The sequence below is a fragment of the Streptomyces sp. NPDC001709 genome, assembly GCF_053596375.1.
On record NZ_JBSFGB010000015.1, the window covers coordinates 163,031 to 181,469 of the forward strand.

Here is an 18,439-nt window from a genome sequence, read left to right on the forward strand (position 1 = left end):
ACGAGGAAGGGGACGGGGAGGGGGATGGGGAGCTTCCAGCAGCTCTACTACACCTCCTGCGAGCACGGGCTCAGCGGCTCCTCCGGCTTCCAGTTCAACGCGGTGAGCGAGCTGGTCTCGGCCGAGACCCGGCACCGGGTGGAAGGCCTGGCCGGGTACGAACCACCGCGCTCCCTGGTCGAGTCGGACACCCCCGAGCTGCTGGCCCGCTGCCCGGTGAACCTCTGCCACACCCCGGGCCGGCCGGGCGGCGCCACCACGCTGTGCGTGCGCTACGTCGGCCGGGACTCGGCGCGCCGCTTCGGCAACTACTTCGCCCACGCCCTGTACACCGGGGGCGAGTTCACGCCGGACAGTGGCGGGCTCCTCGCGATCGAGCTGTGGGACTCCCCGCTGTGGAGCGCACGCGTCGCCGACACGACCGAGATCCCGGAGCTGCCCGCACCCCTGCCCCGCGGCCCGCTGTCCCCCCGCTCGGCGCGCGCCTTCCTGCGCGCGCACCCGCACGCCGAGCAGCTGCCCGCCCTGCTGGCGGCGGTGTTCGCGGCGCTCGCGGACGACGGCTCGGTGGTGGTGATCGACGATACGACGGACCGGATCGCCCACTGGTTCGCGGCCGTCTCCTTCCTCCTGCCGCCCCCGCTGGCCCGCACCCTCTCCTTCGCCACCTACCTCTTCCGCCCCACCCGCAGCCGGCTGCACCTGATCGGCACGGTGCCCGAGGCGCACCCCGCCTTCGGCCCCGACGACGCGGAGTCGTACACCGTCTTCGACTTCTCCGCGGGCCGCTTCCCCGAGGTGGTGCCCACCCACCATCTGGTGCGGCTGCTGACCCGGATCGGGGTCGGGTCGGTCCGCTCGGTGTGGTCCTGGACGGCCGAGTACACGCACGGCCAGGAGCGGGCGCTGGGCGACTGGCACGCCCCGGTGGCGGCGGCCGCGGCGGCGGGCGGCATAGAGCTGACCGACGCCGACGTCCGCGCGGTGATCGACTGGCTGCCCGGCGCCGGTCATCTCGGGCCGCGCCGGGCGGCGGTGGCGGCGGACCTCCACCACAAGCACCGGGAGCTGGGCGACGAGCAGCTCGCGGCGCTGAGCGCGGCCGCCGAGGCGGGCGGTGACACGGCGCTGCACCAGGAGCTGGAGGGCAAGCTCCACCAGTCCCGGATCCGCGCCTATGCGACCGGCGTGGAGAACGCGCCGGGCCCGGTGCCGATCACCCATCCCGCCGAGCGGGAGCGGGCCACCGCCCTGTGGCAGCGGCTGCTCGGCGAGGCGGCCACCGGCCGTGAGCGGGTACGGCTGCTGCTGTGGGCGGTCGGCGCGCGGCTCGCCCCGCCGCCCGGGCTGCTCGCGGACCAGAGCCTGGACCTGGCCCGTGCCCTGCTCGGCTCCTCCGGCGCCGGTCCCGGCCTGCGCGAAGAGGTCGCCCGGCTCGTGCACACCCTCCCGGAGTTCAGGGCCGGGCTGGCGACGGCGGTGCACGAGGTGCTGGAGGAGCGGGGCGGGGGCCAGGAGCAGCTGTTCGCCCAGTTCCCGGCCCAGTTGCTGAGCGAGCGGGACCTCGGTGAGCGGCCCCGGCTCCTCGAGCACTACTGGCGGGCGCAGGCCGAGCGGGAGCCCGCCCGCACGGTCGAGCTGCTGTTCAGGATCCTTCAGGTGCGCGGCCAGGCCTCACCGGACGCGGAGCTGCTGCGGGGGCTGTGGCGGCAGCCGTCGCCTGCCTGGACGTACGAGGAGGCGACCGAGATCGCCCGCCGGCTGCCGTCGGACCAGCAGGTGGACGACGCGGTCGCCGAGTGGTTCGACCGCGCGGTGAAACAGGAGGTCCGGGACGAGGAGGGGCTGCGGGCCTGCCTGGTGCTGTGCGACACGCTCACCGCGCCGAGCCGCTATGCCTGGCTGCGGCCGGTCACCCAGGAGTGCGTGCGGACCACCCTCCAGCTGGAGGCGGCCCTGCGCGAGGCCACCGAGGCCACGGCGCTCGCCCGCGCGTACCGGATCCCGCAGATCGACGCCTGGGCGGCACCCCGCGCCCTGAAGCGCTACCGGCTGGTGCCCGCCATGCTCCGGCTGCCCGCCGACCCGGCCCGGCTGCGCACGGAGATCGGGGAGTTCGGCTTCTCCCTCGCCGATGGCTATCTGCACGCCCTGCACCGGGCCGCGGTGGCCTCCGACCGGGTCGACGAGGTGCTGTTCAGCCATGTCACCGGGGTGATCGCGGTCAACGACGAACGGGTCGCCCTGCCACAGGCACACTTGGAGATCGTCCGGGTGCTGCGCCTGCACACCGCCCACCACTGGCGGTCCGAGGACCTGGACCGCCTGGCCCGCGCGCTGCGCCCCTACGACACGCGGCGCGCCGACGACTACCAGGAGTACGCCGAGGACCGCCTGGGCCGCATGAAGAAGTGGAGCCGCAAGATCACCCAGCGGCGATCCACGGACGCACCACGACCCGGCCCCCGGCCGGAAGAGGGGTGAGCCGCCGATGGCCGACATCCTGATCTTCGTCCTCGTCCCAACGGTCTACCTCGCCCTGCTCCTGCTCTACCTGGTCTTCGCCCCCACGATCGCGGCCTTGCGCGGGGTCGCCCTGGTCAGTGAACTGGTGTGGCGCTACTGCCAGTTGCTCAACGGCGTGTTACGCCTGCGCACCCCCGAGTTCGTGACCATCCCGCCGTACCGCCCCGCCGACGAACTGGCCCACCGCAACTACTTCTTCGGCCCCGCCAGCCGCGACCTGCGTCAACTTGTCACCCAGGGACGGCGGTTGTACGTCCGCACGGTCACCGACGCCTACCGCCGGGTGACCGCCCGCCAGTTCACCGCACCCTCCGTGCACCGGTCCGCCTCGGTCCCGTACGGCCTGACCCTCTATGCGGGCCTCGGCCTCGGCGCCGCCGTCGCGGTACCGGTGCTGGGCCTGCTCCTCGGCGTGCAGGCGCTCGGCGTGGCCCTGCTGACGGCCGGCGCCCGGCTGACGGCGCTCACCCTGCGGGCCACCGACCGCGCAGTGATGATCCTGCGCGGGCTGCCCCGGGGCATGCTGTGCCCGAGCTGCTTCGAACGCGTCCCCTATCCGGCGTACGACTGCCCCCGCGCGACCTGCCGACGCCGGCACGCCGACATCCGCCCCGGCACCTTCGGCCTCTTCCGGCGCCGGTGCGCCTGCGGCGAGCGGATACCGACCCTGCTGATGCTGATGAGCGCGGACGCCCGGCTGAGCGGCCATTGCGTACACGAGCACTGCGGCAAACCGATGAACCCGGACGCCGGACACATGCCCGAGCTGATCCTGCCGCTGATCGGCGGCCGGGCCGCGGGCAAGACACAGCTGATGGCGGCGATGGTGAAGTCGCTGGAGAACGCGGCGGAGAACGGCGGGCCGGCGATCCGGCTCGCGGACCCCGAGTCGAGTGCCAACCAGCGCGTGCTGAACGAGGTCCTGGAGATCCAGGGCCACACCCGCCCCACCCAGAAGACGCTGCCCCGAGCCCATTCGTTCGTGCTCGGCACCGGCCGGGCGGAGCGCCTGGTGCACATCTTCGACACGGCCGGCGAGCGTTTCGTCAACCGCGAGGAGACCGACGCGCTGCGCTACACCCGGGAGGCCCGCACCTTCGTCTTCGTCCTCGACCCGATGGCCGTGGACGCGTTCTGGACCCGCCTCGACCCGGCGGGCCCGAAGGTGGACCGCACGCTGGCCTCGACGGTCGACCCGGAGGACGTGTTCGCGCGCTCGGTGCAGACCGTACGCACGATGGGCACCCGCCTCGACAAGGCCCGGCTCGCCGTCGCCGTCACCAAGAGAGACCTGCTGACCGGGCAGCCGGCTCTGCTGCCCGACCGCCCGGACGACAGCGACACGGCCCGCGAGTGGCTGTGCGAACGGCTGGGGCTGCGGAATCTGGTGAAGACGATGGACCTGGAGTTCGGCGAGGTCCGGTTCTTCTGCACGGCGGCGGTGGCGGACGATCAGGCGCGGGTGGACCCGAGTATCGCGGCTTTCGTCGGGTGGTGTCTGCGCGAGTGAGGAGGCTTCTCACCTGCACGTGACGGCGAATGAACAGTGACAGAACCGGATGTCGGTGAACGTAGGGCACCTAGCCTGGCCATGTGCGCTCCAGAAAAGGTGACCCGTTGGATTCCATCACTGTCATCCCCGGCGACGGCGTCGGTCCCGAGGTCGTCGAATCCGCGCTCCAGGTGCTGGACGCGCTCGGTACCGGTCTGTCGGTGGATGTCCTCGACCACGTCGACGCGAACCGTTATCGCCGCGAGGGCCAAGCGCTGAGTGAGGCGGATCTGTCACGCGTATCCGCGGGTTCCGCCGTCCTGCTGGGGGCCATCGGACAGCCCGACCTGGAGGAGACCGACTACGTTCGCGGTGTTCTGCTGCGTCTGCGGCACAGCTTCGACCTGTACGCGAACTGCCGACCGGTTCGGTTGTGGCACGACCGGCTCAGCCCGCTGCGGGACCCGGCGCGCCGCATGCTCGACTGCGTGATCGTCCGCGAGAACACCGAGGGGCTCTACAGCGGCATCGGCGGCAACCTCCGTACGTCCTCGCCGCAGGAGGTGGCCATCGACGCGGACGTGAACACGTGGCATGGCGTCTCCAGGATCCTGGACTTCGCGTTCGCCACGGCCCGCCGCGAGGTGTGCCTGGTGGACAAGGCCAATGCGGTACGGGCCGGCGGCCGGCTGTGGCAGGAGTGCTGGCGGCGAACCACGGAACGCCACCCCGCAACGGCCACCCGGCACCTCTACATCGATGCCGCCGCGATGAAGCTCGTCACGGAACCGGACCGCTTCGACGTCATCGTGGCGAGCAACTCGTACGGCGATATTCTCAGCGACCTGGCGGCCGCGCTGGCCGGCGGGATCGGTCTCGCGCCGTCGGCGAGTATCAACCCCGAGACGGGGTTCGGACTGTTCGAACCGGTGCACGGCTCGGCCCCGGACATCGCGGGGAAGGGCATCGCGAACCCCTTCGCGTGTCTGCTCACGACCGGGATGCTGATCCGGCATCTGGGATACGCGTCCGAAGCGGCCGCGGTCGAGGCGGCGGTCGCCGGATCGATCGCGGCCGGGCGGGTCACCCCGGACCTCGGAGGCTCGCTGAGCACCCGGCAGGTGACCCGCGCGGTGCTCGCCCTGCTGTGAGGGGCGGGCGGCACCTCGCTCAGGCGGCCGGGTACTCCTCGGGGCCCTTGCTGGAACTGGTGCGGACGACCTCGGCGACGCTGAGCTCGAAGAACTCGTACCACTTGTCGCGGCCAAGCCGCTGGGCGTCCTGGTGCTCGGGGTCGTTGCGCCACTTCTCCAGGGTCTCGGGGTTGCGCCACCACACCAGAGCCAGACGCTCGCCGTCCTCGGCCACATAGTTCTTGAGATGGACGAGGTCGTCGCCGGCCATCTCGCGCACCTTCTTTGCCAGGTGCTCTTCCGTTGTTCCGTACGCGTCGTCGACCTGCTCGGAGAAACGCGACCTGAACGCGACCAGAATCACTGTGCCTCCCGGCAATTCCCTCTTACACGAACACACTTGTATGAACACAGCTGGTGCACGTCGCCGCTCACCGAGCCAGTACGGACGCACGTAGTTGCTGATCAGGCAGGTCGACGGCGGTGGAGCCGTGCCGCCTGAGGATCCGCCGGGCGAGTTCCCGCAGCCTGCGCTCCTCGGCGAGCGCCGAACTGTAGCTCTCCTCGCTGAACGCGCAGCGCTCGTAGAGCGGAACGAACCGGTCCGGCATCAGGGCCACCAACCGTCGGGCCACAGTCTCCTCGGCCTCGTGCCGGGGGTCCGGCAGACGGGACATCGTCCGGTAGTGCTGGTAGGAGATGTCGGCGATCGCGTCGCCGTCTCCCTTCCGGATCCGCTCGTACGCCGCGAACGCCTGCTGCCAGTCACCCTCCCGGTCCAGGCAGTTCACCAGCGTGCGGACGTCCTCGAAAGCACAGTTCATGCCCTGCCCCATGAAGGGGGCCATGGCATGGCAGGAGTCGCCGACGAGCACAGCGCGGCCACCCGAGGCCCACGTGTCGCACCGAGTGAGCCGCACGGTGGAGACCGGCTTGGTCCCCAGCTGCTCCTCCAGGTCCGGGATGCCGGCGGCCAGGCCTGGAAAGACGTCGGCGAACTGCCGGGCCAGCGCGCGGCCGCCGACCGCGGCGGCGTAGGAGGGCCGGGGACCCTCGTTCCGGAAGAACACCGAACCCGCGAACAGCCGGGAGGAGACCAGCGGGAAGGCCCCGAAGAGGGCGTCACCGGCCGGCCAGTAGTGCATGAGCCCGCGGTCACAGGAGGGCAGGTCCAGGACGATCTCCTGATAGGCCAGCTCAAGGGTGCTCACCTGCTCATGAGCACCCCTCGCGACCAGGGCGGCACGGACCACCGAGTGGACGCCGTCGCAACCGAGGACGTGCCGGCACGGGATCCACCGCTCGGCCGTACCCGCCCGCACCAGAAGGGCCGGTGCCTCCAGGTCGACGGCGAGGACCGGGCGCTCGAAATGAAGGCTCACGCCCGGCTCGGCCTCGGCCGCGTCCAGAAGGAGGCGGTGCAGCCGATGTCGTTCGACCGCCCAGATCGGCGCTCCGTCACGGCTGTAGGGGGTCACCACGGTGCTGCCGTCCGGCAGATGACCGCACCGGGCCGCGAGCGGGGCACAGATCTGGCGCACGGCTTCTTCCAGGCCGAGTTCGCGCAGCACGCGCCACCCGCGGTCCGAGAGGATCACCATGAGGGACCGGCCCTGCCCGGCCGGTATGTGCCGGGGGTCCGCATGCCGTTCCAGAACAGTGACCCGGCCGAACCGCCGGGCCAGGTAGATCGCGGCGACCGGACCGGCCAACCCGGCCCCGACCACCACGATGCCGCTGCTCGCCGCCGGTACGGACGTGCGCGAGTCGCGCATGATTGGCTCCTCCTGAGACAGGGCGGACACGGGGTCCGGCTACCAGGCCACCGGAAGCTCACGGACGCCGTAGGCCACACCGTCGTACTTGAACGGGACGTCCGTGAAATCGATGGCGAGGCGCAGAGTGGGGATGCGTCGGTAGAGCGTGCCGTACACCACCTGCAGTTCGAGGGTGGCCAGCGGGCGGCCGAGGCAGTGGTGAGGGCCGAAGCCGAAGGCCAGATGGTGCTGGGCGTCACGGGTGATGTCCAGGCGGTCGGGTTCGGGGAAGTTCTCCGGGTCCCGGTTGGCCAGTTCGCTGGCGAGGATGATCCCCTCCCCGGCGCGGATGGTGACGTCCCCGATGGTGATGTCCTCCGTGGCCACGCGCCGGCGGCCGGAGTGCGAGATGTTGAGATAGCGCAGCAACTCGTCGACCGCGCTGTTGATCAGCGACTGGTCCTCGGTCTCCCGCAGGAGCGCCAGCTGGTCGGGGTTGCGCAGCAGGGCCAGCGTGCCCAGGGCGATCATGTTCCCGGTGGTCTCCAGCCCGGCGACCAGCAGTGTCATGGAGATGTACGACAGCTGCTCGGGGCTCAGCGCGCCGGTGCGCACCTGCGTCTCGATCACCGAGGAGATCAGGCCGTCCGCAGGCTCCTTCGTCTGCTGGTCGATCAGTTCCCCGAGATACCCGCGCAGCGCCTCCTGAGCGCCTACCACCATCTCGGGCGAGCTGTCCCGGTGCAGCATCAGAGTGCTCTGTTCCTGGAAGAACTCGTGGTCGGCGTACGGCACCCCGAGCATCCGGCAGATGACCTGGGTTGAGGTGGGAAAGGCGAACCGGCTGACGAGGTCGGCCGGGTTGGGCCCGGCGAGAAGGTCGTCGATGAGTCCGTTGACGATGTCGGTGACATCGCCCCTGAGCGCCTCGATGTTCCGGATGGCGAACGGCGACGAGACCATGCGGCGCTGGCGGGCGTGCTCGGGGTCGTCTATGGCGACGAACGAGCGCCCGTCCTTGCGCCGCTCTCGGCTGCCCAGGTCGAAGTGCGGATAGCCGGGCCTTGTCGAGTCGGCACTGACCCGGGGATCCACCAGGAGCTTGCGTCCGAGGTCGTAACCGGTGACGAGCCACGGGGTGCTGTCGTCCCAGAGCCTGACCCGGACGGGGTCGCCGAGCGTGCGCAGGGCGGGTGCCGGATCGAAGGGGCAGGCCGGCTCTTTCAGGATCGGGAAGTGGACCAGCTGTTCAGTCACGGAACTCTCCATTCCTTGCCGCACGGGGCCTGCGGTCCCCGGTGCGGCCTTCCTCGGTGTGTCACCCGTTCAGGGACTGTGCGATCTCCCGCAGGTCGCGCGCCCCGAGAACCACCCGGATGGGCACGCGCACGCCCAGTTCCTCGCGCAGCGAGCCGATCAGCCGGCCGGCGAGCAGGGAATTGCCGCCGAGGTCGAAGAAGTTCGCCTCCGGATCGGCCTTCGGCAGGTCGAGCAGCCGGGCGACCATGTCGTACAGCCGGTCCTCCGGCGAGCGCGGCTCCTGAGAGGTGCCGGTCCGCTGCTGCGCGGCGGTGCCGCCCCTGCCCGCCAGGGCGCTTCGGTCGATCTTTCCGTTGGGCAGCGTGGGAAAGGCGTCGAGTACCTCGATGCGCGTCGGCACCATGAACTCCGGAAGGGCGGCGGCCAGCCGATCCCGCAGGCCGGAGGCATCGACGACGGTGCCGGGACGGGCGGTGGTGTACGCCACCAGCCGGGCGTCGGCGAGTTCTCCCTCGACGACCACCGCGGCCAGATCGACGTCCGGCTGCTCGGTGAGGAAGGCCTCGATCTCGCCCAGTTCGACGCGGAATCCCCGCAGTTTCACCTGTCCGTCGGCCCGCCCGGCGAAGTGGAAGCGGCCGTCGGCGTCCCGTCGGCCCCGGTCGCCCGAGCGGTACATGCGGCTGCCGGGCGGCCCGAAGGGGTCGGGCAGGAACCGCGCCGCGGTCAGCCCCGGACGGCCCACGTAGCCGCGGGCCAGCCCGGTGCCCGCCAGGTACAGCTCGCCCTCCTCGCCGTCGGCCACGGGCCGCAGGTGCTCGTCGAGCACGTGGACCCGCGTCCCGGTCCACGGGACACCGATACCGACGCCGTCCGCCTCCGTGATCGGGCCGGCGATGGTGCAGCCGACGGTCACCTCGGTGGGGCCATAGCCGTTGAACATGCGCCGGCCCGCTGCCCAGGTACGCACCAGCGCCGGGGTGCAGGCGTCACCCGTCGACATGATCGTGCCGCCGGACAGCACTCCCTGGCTGTCCGTGACGCTCAGCGCGGCCGGCGGAAGCACCACGTGGTCGATCTCGTACTTGGCCAGGGTCTCGTGCAGTGCGTCGCCCGGGAGCAGGTCCTCATCGTCCGCCACGACCAGGGTGGCCCCGTGCAACAGGGCGAGCGCGATGTCCCAGAATCCCGCGTCGAAGCTGATCGAGGCCCAGGCCAGCACCCGGTCGCCGGGAGCCGGCCGGAACCGGTCGGCCTGGGTGGCGACCAGGTCGGCGACGCCCTCGTGCGTGACCGCGACGCCCTTCGGTGTCCCGGTGGAACCGGAGGTGTAGATCACGTACATCAGGTGCAGGTCCGACAGCGGTTCCGGGCGCTCCGCGTTGCGCACGTCCGCGCCGCCGTACCGGGAACAGGCCTCGGCGCACGCCTCGGAGTCGAGCACGATCTCGTCCAGCTCCACTCCCTCGGCCGAGCGCGCGCCGGCACGCACGAGTAACCGGGGGGCGGCGTCCTGGACCATGAACGCCTTGCGCGCCGCGGGATAGCGGGGGTCGAGGGGCAGATAGGCGCCGCCCGCCTTGAGGATCGCCAGCAGCGCCACCACCAGCTCGGGGGAGCGTGGCACGGCGAGCGCGACCAGGCGGTCCGGGCCCACGCCCCGGTCGATCAGCAGCCGGGCCAGCCGGTTGGCGCGCTGGTTGAGCGCGCGGTAGGTGAGCGAGGTGTCCTTGTACAGGACCGCCGGCGCGTCCGGAGTCCGGGCCGCCTGCGCCTCGAACAACTCAGGCACCGTGCGGCCGACCGGCCTCCGGGTCACCGTGTCCCGCCCAGGTGGGGGCGGACCTCGGACGCGAACAGCTTCAGGCTCCGCTCCATCGTCTCCAGGGGCTGCTGGCCGTAGTCGAGCTGGAAGAGAACGATGTCCGTCCCGAGGTCGCGCTCGATCTGCCGCAGTTGCTCGACCGCGCTCTCGGGCGAGCCGATCACTGCCAGGCCGGCGGCCTCGCTCGGGCCGGCCCGGTGCTTGTCCACCATGGCCTCGCGGTACCCCTGGTACGACGTGGACGTACGGCTGCGCCACGCGGCCGCGGCCGAGCCGAACGTGTCCCAGTGCCGACGCAGCGCTGCGGTGCCCTGCTCCACCGCTTCCTCGTCCGAGTCCGCCAGGTACAGGGCGACGCTGATGGCGACCCGGGGCTGCTTTCCGGCGTTCTTCGGTGCCGCGACGAACCTGCTGCGGTACAGCTCGATCATCTCGCGGACCTGGCCCACCTGCTCACGGCTGGGCGCCGAAGCGATCAGGAGGTTGTGGCCGGAGTCCCCGATCCACTCGAAGCTGGAGGGGGTGAGGAGCGCGGCGGCCCAGACGGGGGGATGCGGGTCCTGGATCGCCGGCGGCAGGGAATTCGCCTCCCGGTAGCGGAAGAAGGGCGTGTCCTCGCTCACGTCGGCTTCGGTCCACAGCCGGACCACGGCGTCGACGGTGGCCCGGAAGCGCTCCGTGCTGCTGTCCATGTCGATGCCGAAGGAGTCGAACTCGTAGGGCAGGAAGGCACGCGCGAAGCCGACGTCCAGTCGGCCGCCACTGAGCGCGTCGAGCTGAGCGGTACGCGCCGCGAGCTGGATCGGGTGGTGGAAGGAGGCCTGGATGCCCCCCGTCATCAGCCGGATCCTGCTGGTGCGGGCCGCGACGGCCGACAGGAAGGCGAGTGGGTCAGGGCAGTACCCGCCATAGGAGTGCAGGTAGTGCTCGGTCATCTTGACGTAGTCGAGCCCGAGGTCCTCGGACAGCTCGGACACCGTCAGCAGGTTGGTGTAGTAGTCCTTGGCGCTGCGCTGCCGCGGGTGGGTGTCCGGCAGCAGTGATATCCCATAGCTCGTCATTTCTACCTCTCCGTGTCCGGGTTCGCTGATGGGCCCAGCAAGGGGGCGAGGTGTTCCGGCGCGGCACCGGTGTGACCGAGGGACCAGTACTCGCGCATTCCGTAGACCAGCGGGCGCGGCCGTGCATCGTCCTCGGCGGTGACCCTGAAGACCTCGCCGAACACGACGACGTGATCAGCGACGGTCACCGAACCCGTGACCCTGCAGTCGGCGACGGAGTGCGCGTCATGTTCGAGATGCGGCCCGCCGCAGCCCGGCCGCGCAGCCCACGCCACGTGCTCGAAGCGGTCCGGACCCCGACTGGCGAACAGTTCGGCGACCGCGCGGGCCTGGTCGCCCAGCAGGTTCACGGCGAAGCTGCCGGTTCTGGTGAGGACGGCGAGGGTGCGGCTGGAGTGCTGTATGCAGACCAGCAGCGTGGGCGGGCTGACCGACACGCTGGAGACGGCGGTGCAGGTCATGCCGTACTGCTGTCCGTCTTCGTCGGCGGCGGTCACGACCGCGACTCCGGCCGGGAAGGCCGCCATCAGTGTTCTGAACGCGGTTGCGGAGACCGGCTCGGCCGCGGTGCGGCCGTCGGCCCCCGCCATGGGTATGGGCATGGTGGAGGCACCTCCTGGCATGCCGTCAGGCGCTGGGCACGAGGCGCCCGGCCATGGTGCCGTCGAAGCCGGCGGCTTGGTGGACGAGGTACTCGTACTGACCGGGCAACCGGTCGATCAACGCCGAGGCCTGGGCGCGTACGCGCTGGAACTCGTGGCGCGCCGCGGTCGCGTCCAGCCGGCCGAGCGCGGGCAGCGGCCGGACGTCGAGTCCGCCGAGTCCCAGGATCATGGCCGTGTACGAGTACGGTTCGAAGCCGTGGAAGCGTGGGAAGACGGAGTTCTCGTCCGGCAGCGTGACCCGCCACTGTTCGAGGCGTTCGGCCAGGCCGTCGGGCATCGTGCGGGTCTTCGCGTCCCGCCAGTACGCGTTGTCCGACCGGGCGGCGGCGTAGTAGTGCAGGAAGAGGAACTCTCGGACGCCGTCCATGACGTCGCCGACCTGGCGGTTGTAGGATCGCCGCAGCGGCTCGTCGTCACGGGTGCCGGGGAATCGTTTGACCAGTTGCTCCACGGCGTTCTGGATGAAGAAGATCCCGGTGGACTCCAGCGGCTCGACGAAACCGCTCGACAGGCCGATGGCCACACAGTTCTTCACCCAGGACTCGGCGCTGCGGCCGATCCGCATCTTGATGTGGTTGGCGGACAGGTCGGCCGCCTCCGGCCCGATGAACGCACGCAGTGTGCGTTCCGCCTCCTCGGGCGTGGTGTAGGCGCTGGAGTAGACGTAGCCGGTGCCGATCCGGTCGAGCAGGGGGATGGTCCAGATCCAGCCGGCGTCCTGTGCCGTGGCCGTCGTGCACGGCCGCATGCCGCGAGCCGCGACGTCCACGGGGACACGCAGGGCCACCGCACTGTCGTTGGGCAGGGACTCCTGGTAGGAGACGAACGGCACGCCCAGGGCCTTGTTCAGCAGCAGCCCGCGGAAGCCGGTGCAGTCGACGAACAGTTCGCCGCTGATCGCCCCGTGGTCCTTGGTCAGCACATCGGAGATCCAGCCGTCCTGGTCGAGACGCACATCGAGGACGTCGTCCTGGACGTGGCGCACCCCGCGTTCCACTCCGTACTCACTGAGGAACTGGGCGAGCAGGGTGGCGTCGAAGTGGTAGGCGTAGGGGAACTGCGTCCCGTGGCCCTCGGGGATCGCGCGGGCCATGTCCCGTTCCTCCCCGGTCTCGAAGGCCTCCTCGAACAGGTCGCCGTCGAGCCGGCGGGGCGAGCGCTTGGCGTCGCACAGCGCGGCCAGCACCGAGCAGTCCTGGTCGAAGCGGTCGCTCGGGCCCTCGTGCAGCCACCAGTCGGCGAGCGAGACACCGTCTACTACGCGCGGACGCTCGAAGGGGTGGTAGAAGTGATGGCCTTTCTCCCTCCAGTTCTCGAACCGGATGGCCAGCTTGTACGAGGCGTGACAGCGCGGCATCCACTCCGGCTCGCTCAGCCCGAGGTGCCGGAAGAAGTTCCGCACCGTGCTGAAGGTGGCCTCTCCTACGCCGATCGTCGAAACGGCCTTCGACTCCACGAGCGTGACAGACAGTCGGTCACCGAAGCTCGCCTTGAGGTATGTGGCGGTCATCCAGCCGGCTGTGCCGCCGCCGACGATCACTATGTCCTTGATCATGATTTCCGTCCTGGTGGGTGCGGCCAGATCCTTGGACGTTGCACGCAGAATCTTGCACGGGCCACGGCAGGGTCGTGCGGCGGAAAAAGATTTACGAAAGACGCTCTACGCCCGGCCGGACGGACGGCGCAGTGTCGGGCCGCGCTCACGGTTCGGGAAGCAGCCTGATCCGCAGACGCCTGAGCCGAGCAGGCTCCGCGACCAGCTCGTATTCCTTCACCAGGCCGTTCTCGATGCTGAAGCACACGGCGAGCCGGAGACGGCCCCCTGGGGCCACGAGCAGGCCGACACGGCCGTTTATCACGGCGGGTTCGGAGTGCCGTGCGGCACGCCCGAACCGGCTGATCTCACGGACGACGGCGGTGACACCGCACGCCGTGACCGGGCGGTCCGGGGGCAGGGCCGCCGCATCGGCGCGCCGCACCACGTCCGGCGCGAGAAGGGCGGCGATGATCCCGGTGTCACCGGTGCACGCCGCGATCTGGAAGGCCGCCACGACCTCGCGGTGCCGGTCCGCCTCCACCAAGTGCCGCTCCCGGGGCGTCCGCACCTTCTGCCGGGCGCGGCTGGCCAGTTTCTTGGCGGTCGCCTGGCTGCGGTCCAGAATCCCGCCGATCTCGTCGAACGGCACGCCGAACATGTCGTGCAGCACGAACGCGACCCGCTCGGCAGGGCTGAGGGTGTTGAGGACGACGAGAAGCGCGAGGCCTACCGACTCGGCTTCGAGCGCCTCGTGCTCGGGGTCGCCCTCGCCGGAAGCCGCAGTGGCCGGCGCGAGGTCACCGTCCCAGCATTCCTCGCACCCCGCGCGCCGACTGCGCAGCAAGTCGAGGCAGATGCGGGAGGTGACCGTGCGGAGCCAGCCCGGCAGGTTCCGCACGGCCTTGATGTCGGCGCGTTCCAACCGCAGCCAGGTCTCCTGCACCGCGTCTTCCGCCTCCTCGTGGGAGCCGAGCATGCGGTAGGAGAGTCCGAGAAGGGCGCTGCGGTTCTCCTCGAAGGAATCTGCCAGGGATTGGCGCTGGTCCATCGGTCACCTTTCCGGTTCATGGTCCGTCGTACTCATGACCCGTGAATCACGGGCCGTGTGACGCACGAACGATGAGGAGAGGCGGCATGACCGAAACCGTTACCGAGACCATCCCTGGATACACCGCGGGGACTTGGGCGATCGACGCGTCCGATTCCGAGGTGCGGTTCACCGTTCGCCATCTGGGGGTGACTCGGGTACACGGTCGTTTCAACGTCTTCGACGGCACGATCCGCACCGGGGAGACGGTCGAGCAGTCATCCGTGACCGCCCGTATCGAGACGGACAGCATCGACACCGGTTACGGAGCCCGTGACGGCTACATTCGCGGTGACGATGTGCTGGCGGCCGACCAGAACAAAGAGTTGGTGTTCCGTTCCACGCAGGTGCGCCGGCACGAAGACCGGTTCCTGATCGACGGCGAGTTGACCATGCGGGGTGTGACCAAGGCCGTCACCCTGGTCGCCGAACCCGGCGGTTTCGGTACCGATCCGGTGCGCAAGGTGCCCGTGCTCGGCGTCAGTGCCTCGGTAACGGTCAGCCGGACGGACTTCGGCCTCGCCCCGCACATCCCCACCGCTGTGGTGGGCGAGACGGTGCGGATCACCCTGGACATCCAGGCCTCGCTCGCATCCTCCTGAACCGGGGGCCCCGACGTGGGTGGCCCTCTGCCCGTGTGACGAACGGGCAGAGGGCACACCGGAGTGACCGGCTGCTGCCGGAATCACGTCATGTGTCAGGCGGTGGCAGCCTCGAGGATGTAACCCCGGCCCCAGACGGTCCGGATGCTGAGGCCGACCGCGGCGATACGGCGGCGCAACCGCATGATCTGCAGGTCGAGGGCGTTTCTGGAGATCTTTCCGGTCACCTTGGCCACCTGTTGCTCCAGCTCCGTCCGGTAGACCACTTCACCGTAGTGGGCGACGAAGTGCTCCATGATTCCCACCTGGGTGCTGGAGATAGCCACCGAATCCGCGCCGAAACAAAGAACACCGGTGGAGTCGACGGACGGGACCTTCTGCCCATAGGCACGCTGAACCAACGCCTGTATGCGTGCCTCGACGTCGCCGCGGGAAGCCGGCGCTCTGATCCAGTCCTCCGTGGGGTCGGCGCAGACAGGAGCGTCGTTTCCGGCCTCCACCACCAGCAGGCGTGGGATTCCGGCCTTTCTGCAGTCGTTCCGGACTTTGGCTTCGATGGGCCAGCGTATTAACTTGACGCCTTTACTCAAGAGTGTCTCCCCGTGCAAATGCGCACTCTGGCGACTTTTCCCTCTGGGTTCGGTGAAGGGTCCGTCCGGGGTGCCGGGCAGTGATGGCGAAGCGGCCTGGTGGGCACGGGCCGACGTTCCGTCGGTGGCGTGATCGCCGTGGCCGCGTGGCGTGTTCGCGCTGACGTCGTTGTCAAGCCGGGCGCAAGGCGGTGCCCATGTCATGTGACATGGGCACGATTCCCTGGCGGATGAATCACCTCACGTCCTGCTGCCTGGCTCTCCCGTCCACTTCATGATGTGGATCACTGACTTCGCTGGTGAAGTCCGTCTTCGGCCATCGTGACCTCGTGTTCCTCGACCACCGGAGCCGGGTGTGCGGCGGCTTCCGGCCGCTCGGCCCGGTTCCGGAACCCCGTCCAGGCGAGGCCCGCCGCCACGGCCGTGCAGGCTGCGGCGATCCCGACGGCCAGTTGGTAACCGTGCAGGAAGGAGTCGACGGTGGCCTGCCTGAACGAGCCGCCGAGCGTTTCCACCACGGTGCGCACGCGTCCGCCGCCCACATTGTGCGCCTGATCGAGTGCCGCGCCGTGGCGGGCCCCATCCAGCTCGGACACCTTTCCGTGCCAGGCGGAGACGGCCGCGTTCACGCCCACGGTGCCGAGCACCGCGAGGCACACCGAGGAGCCGATCTGCCGTGACGCGTTCAGGACGCCGGAGGCCGCTCCCGAGACGCCGGAGGGCACGTCGCGCATCGCCACGTGGGTCACGGCGGGCACGAACGTGCCGAACCCGCCGCCGTACAGCGCGTATCCGAGGGCGCTGACGGCGAAGGGGACGGTTCCCGCCCGGCTGAGCAGGAACACACCGGCTGCGGCCACCAGCGTCCCGTACGTGGCCACTGTCGAGGCCCGGAAGCGTGAGTCGAGCCGCCCGCCGAACTGCGCCATGGTCAGGAAGGGGATGTTCATGAACAGCCAGGACAGGCCGGTACGCAGCACCGACCAGCCCGCGACGTTCTGGAAGTACAGCGTCACCCAGAAGAGCGCGCCGCTCATCCCGCCGTAGCACAGCATGTAGATGCCCGAGGCGCTCGCGAAGCTCCGGGCCCGCAGCAGAGCCGGAGGCAGCATGGCGTGCGGAGCGTGGCGCTCCCACCAGAAGAAGGCGATCAGCAGGACCGCCCCGACCATCAGGGGCAGCGCCACGAGGGCCGCACCCCACGGTCGATCGGACGATTCGACGAACCCGAGCGTGAGGCAGACCAGCCCCAGGGAGCTGAGCACCATCCCCGGCACGTCCAGCCTGCGGGCCTGGGGATTGCGCGACTCCCGGACCGCCACGGCCGTGCAGGCGATGCCCAGGGCGGCGAAGGGCAGGTTGATCCAGAACACCGACGGCCAGCTGAAGAAGGTGAGCAGGATCCCTCCGCCGACGGGTCCGGCGCCGAATCCGGTGCCGCCGATGGCCGCCCAGGCCCCGATCGCGCCGGCCCGCTGTTCCTGCGGGTAGGTCTCCGTGATGATCGACAGCCCCAGAGCCAGCATCGCTGCGCCGCCCACGCCCTGCATGGCGCGGAAGGCGATGAGGGAGGCCGCGTTCCAGGCCACGGCACAGGCGATGACGCCGACCAGAAAGACGACCATGCCGGTCAGGAAGACCCTCTTGCGACCGTACCGGTCGCCGAGCGCTCCGCTGGCCGGGATGATCGCGGCCAGGCTCAGCGAGTACGCACTGATCACCCATTCCAACTCGGCAGCGCTCATGTGCAGTTCGCTCTGCATCGACGGCAGCGCAACGTTCACGATGGTCAGGTCGAGTGAGGTCATGAAGGTCGCCATGCACATCGCGAACAGCGTCAGCTGCCGGCGTCGCGCTTCGGTGAGGGAAAGGCTCATGTCATCTCCCCCCTCGAAGTCCGTGTGATATGCAATGAAGAGGTGATCATCCGTGCTCCAAGTCGGGTCCGCGTACGTCGGGTCGGCTAGCCGCCCACTAGTGATGACCCCTGACGACCGAGGAGTGTGACCGTGCACGACCACGATCGGCTGGCGGAGCAGTTCGAGCACTTCCGGCCACACCTGAGGAACGTCGCGTACCGGATGCTGGGCTCCCACGCCGAGGCCGAGGACGCCGTACAGGAGACCTGGATCAGACTCAGCCGCAGCAACGCGGACGAGGTGGACAACCTCCCCGCCTGGCTGACCACGGTGATCAGCCGGATCTGCCTGAACGCCCTGAGGTCACGCGCCGCGCGGCCGGAGGACCCGGTCGGCGTCCACCTGCCGGATCCCGTGGTCGGGCACGAACCGTCCCCCGGCCCCGAGGACGAGGCGCTGCTGAGCGACTCGGTCAGCCTCGCGCTGCTGATCGTGCTGGACACGCTGGCCCCCGCCGAGCGAGTCGCCTTCGTGCTGCACGACATGTTCCATCTGACCTTCGACGAGATCGCGGCCGTCGTCGGGCGTACGACGGTGGCGACCCGGCAGCTCGCCAGCCGGGCGCGCCGCCGGGTGCAGGGCGCCCGCGAGGCGGACTCCGACGGCGACTTCGCGACCCGGCGCATGCTGGTCGACGCCTTCTTCGCCGCGGCGCGCAACGGCGATCTCGACGGGTTGGTGGCGGTACTGGACCCGGATCTCGAACTCCGTGCGGACGGCGGACTCGCGCTCGCCTCCGCCACGGCGGCAATCCGTGGTGCCCGCCTCGTGGCGGAACGGGCCGCGCTGTTCCGTCAGCCGGGCGTGACGGTGACCGCCGTCCTGGTCAACGGCACCCCCGGCGTCCTGGTCGACCGGGACGGCGTACCCGTGTCGGTGATGGGCTTCGCCGTCCGGCAGGGCCGGATCACGCAGATCCAGATCCTGCTCGACCCGGAACGCCTCGCCGCGATCGACTTCGGCGCCTTCAAGTCGTAGGCCGGGC

Annotated in this window: 15 protein-coding genes; 5 read left to right on the forward strand and 10 right to left on the reverse strand. The window is 70.2% G+C overall.

Annotated elements, in window-relative coordinates; genetic code table 11:
* Positions 1-24 precede the first annotated feature (24 nt).
* The 3 genes from ACWC0C_RS22895 (at position 25) to ACWC0C_RS22905 (ending at position 5,169) form a co-directional block, all read left to right on the forward strand.
* Entirely contained in the window at positions 25-2,484 is a 2,460-nt protein-coding gene (locus ACWC0C_RS22895; protein ID WP_450865484.1) for a GTPase-associated protein 1-related protein, read from the forward strand.
* Between the two features lie 7 nt (positions 2,485-2,491).
* A complete protein-coding gene (locus tag ACWC0C_RS22900; RefSeq protein WP_450865486.1) occupies positions 2,492-4,036 on the forward strand; it encodes a TRAFAC clade GTPase domain-containing protein in 1,545 nt (514 codons plus the stop codon).
* Between the two features lie 107 nt (positions 4,037-4,143).
* Positions 4,144-5,169 (forward strand): isocitrate/isopropylmalate dehydrogenase family protein, encoded by a 1,026-nt coding sequence (locus ACWC0C_RS22905; protein ID WP_450865487.1) that lies wholly within the window; start codon positions 4,144-4,146, stop codon positions 5,167-5,169.
* 19 nt (positions 5,170-5,188) lie between these two features.
* Here ACWC0C_RS22905 and ACWC0C_RS22910 read toward each other — a convergent pair whose 3' ends face one another.
* From ACWC0C_RS22910 to ACWC0C_RS22945, 8 genes are all read right to left on the reverse strand, one after another.
* Entirely contained in the window at positions 5,189-5,515 is a 327-nt protein-coding gene (locus tag ACWC0C_RS22910; RefSeq protein WP_449194965.1) for an antibiotic biosynthesis monooxygenase family protein, read from the reverse strand.
* A 67-nt stretch (positions 5,516-5,582) separates the two neighbouring features.
* The gene (locus ACWC0C_RS22915; protein ID WP_450865489.1) at positions 5,583-6,926 is read right to left on the reverse strand and encodes an FAD-dependent oxidoreductase; all 1,344 of its coding nucleotides are present in this window, start codon (positions 6,924-6,926) and stop codon (positions 5,583-5,585) included.
* A gap of 39 nt (positions 6,927-6,965) precedes the next feature.
* On the reverse strand, positions 6,966-8,177 hold the full coding sequence (locus tag ACWC0C_RS22920; RefSeq protein ID WP_450865490.1) for a cytochrome P450: 1,212 nt from the start codon (positions 8,175-8,177) through the stop codon (positions 6,966-6,968).
* 49 nt (positions 8,178-8,226) lie between these two features.
* A complete protein-coding gene (locus ACWC0C_RS22925) occupies positions 8,227-9,960 on the reverse strand; it encodes a non-ribosomal peptide synthetase (RefSeq protein ID WP_450865491.1) in 1,734 nt (577 codons plus the stop codon).
* A 23-nt stretch (positions 9,961-9,983) separates the two neighbouring features.
* Entirely contained in the window at positions 9,984-11,054 is a 1,071-nt protein-coding gene (locus tag ACWC0C_RS22930) for an LLM class flavin-dependent oxidoreductase (protein WP_450865493.1), read from the reverse strand.
* 2 nt (positions 11,055-11,056) lie between these two features.
* Positions 11,057-11,656 carry a flavin reductase family protein gene (locus tag ACWC0C_RS22935; RefSeq protein ID WP_450865494.1) on the reverse strand — a complete coding sequence of 200 codons (600 nt, stop codon included), beginning with the start codon at positions 11,654-11,656 and terminating at the stop codon, positions 11,057-11,059.
* A gap of 25 nt (positions 11,657-11,681) precedes the next feature.
* Positions 11,682-13,274 carry a tryptophan halogenase family protein gene (locus ACWC0C_RS22940; RefSeq protein WP_450865496.1) on the reverse strand — a complete coding sequence of 531 codons (1,593 nt, stop codon included), beginning with the start codon at positions 13,272-13,274 and terminating at the stop codon, positions 11,682-11,684.
* A gap of 145 nt (positions 13,275-13,419) precedes the next feature.
* Entirely contained in the window at positions 13,420-14,304 is an 885-nt protein-coding gene (locus ACWC0C_RS22945) for a sigma-70 family RNA polymerase sigma factor (RefSeq protein WP_450865497.1), read from the reverse strand.
* Between the two features lie 86 nt (positions 14,305-14,390).
* Here ACWC0C_RS22945 and ACWC0C_RS22950 point away from each other — a divergent pair, with 86 nt between their 5' ends.
* Positions 14,391-14,945: a YceI family protein gene (locus tag ACWC0C_RS22950; protein ID WP_450865499.1), complete on the forward strand. Its 555-nt coding sequence runs from the start codon at positions 14,391-14,393 to the stop codon at positions 14,943-14,945.
* A 95-nt stretch (positions 14,946-15,040) separates the two neighbouring features.
* On the opposite strand, the gene ACWC0C_RS22955 is transcribed toward ACWC0C_RS22950, so the two are convergent.
* Both ACWC0C_RS22955 and ACWC0C_RS22960 read right to left on the reverse strand, forming a co-directional pair.
* Positions 15,041-15,535, reverse strand: a complete 495-nt coding sequence (locus ACWC0C_RS22955) for a winged helix-turn-helix domain-containing protein (protein ID WP_449194974.1) — start codon at positions 15,533-15,535, stop codon at positions 15,041-15,043.
* A 284-nt stretch (positions 15,536-15,819) separates the two neighbouring features.
* Positions 15,820-17,412 carry an MFS transporter gene (locus tag ACWC0C_RS22960; RefSeq protein WP_450865501.1) on the reverse strand — a complete coding sequence of 531 codons (1,593 nt, stop codon included), beginning with the start codon at positions 17,410-17,412 and terminating at the stop codon, positions 15,820-15,822.
* A 132-nt stretch (positions 17,413-17,544) separates the two neighbouring features.
* Here ACWC0C_RS22960 and sigJ point away from each other — a divergent pair, with 132 nt between their 5' ends.
* Positions 17,545-18,432, forward strand: a complete 888-nt coding sequence (gene sigJ, locus ACWC0C_RS22965; protein WP_450865502.1) for an RNA polymerase sigma factor SigJ — start codon at positions 17,545-17,547, stop codon at positions 18,430-18,432.
* The last annotated feature ends 7 nt before the right edge of the window (positions 18,433-18,439 follow it).

Bases quoted from the DNA above. Each gene is read 5' to 3' on its own strand.
- ACWC0C_RS22950 (WP_450865499.1), top strand. From the start codon at position 14,391: ATGACCGAAACCGTTACCGAGACCATCCCTGGATACACCGCGGGGACT.
- ACWC0C_RS22960 (WP_450865501.1), bottom strand. From the start codon at position 17,412: ATGAGCCTTTCCCTCACCGAAGCGCGACGCCGGCAGCTGACGCTGTTC.
- ACWC0C_RS22895 (WP_450865484.1), top strand. From the start codon at position 25: ATGGGGAGCTTCCAGCAGCTCTACTACACCTCCTGCGAGCACGGGCTC.
- ACWC0C_RS22930 (WP_450865493.1), bottom strand. From the start codon at position 11,054: ATGACGAGCTATGGGATATCACTGCTGCCGGACACCCACCCGCGGCAG.
- ACWC0C_RS22935 (WP_450865494.1), bottom strand. From the start codon at position 11,656: ATGCCCATACCCATGGCGGGGGCCGACGGCCGCACCGCGGCCGAGCCG.
- ACWC0C_RS22900 (WP_450865486.1), top strand. From the start codon at position 2,492: ATGGCCGACATCCTGATCTTCGTCCTCGTCCCAACGGTCTACCTCGCC.
- ACWC0C_RS22920 (WP_450865490.1), bottom strand. From the start codon at position 8,177: ATGGAGAGTTCCGTGACTGAACAGCTGGTCCACTTCCCGATCCTGAAA.
- ACWC0C_RS22915 (WP_450865489.1), bottom strand. From the start codon at position 6,926: ATGCGCGACTCGCGCACGTCCGTACCGGCGGCGAGCAGCGGCATCGTG.
- ACWC0C_RS22940 (WP_450865496.1), bottom strand. From the start codon at position 13,274: ATGATCAAGGACATAGTGATCGTCGGCGGCGGCACAGCCGGCTGGATG.
- ACWC0C_RS22945 (WP_450865497.1), bottom strand. From the start codon at position 14,304: ATGGACCAGCGCCAATCCCTGGCAGATTCCTTCGAGGAGAACCGCAGC.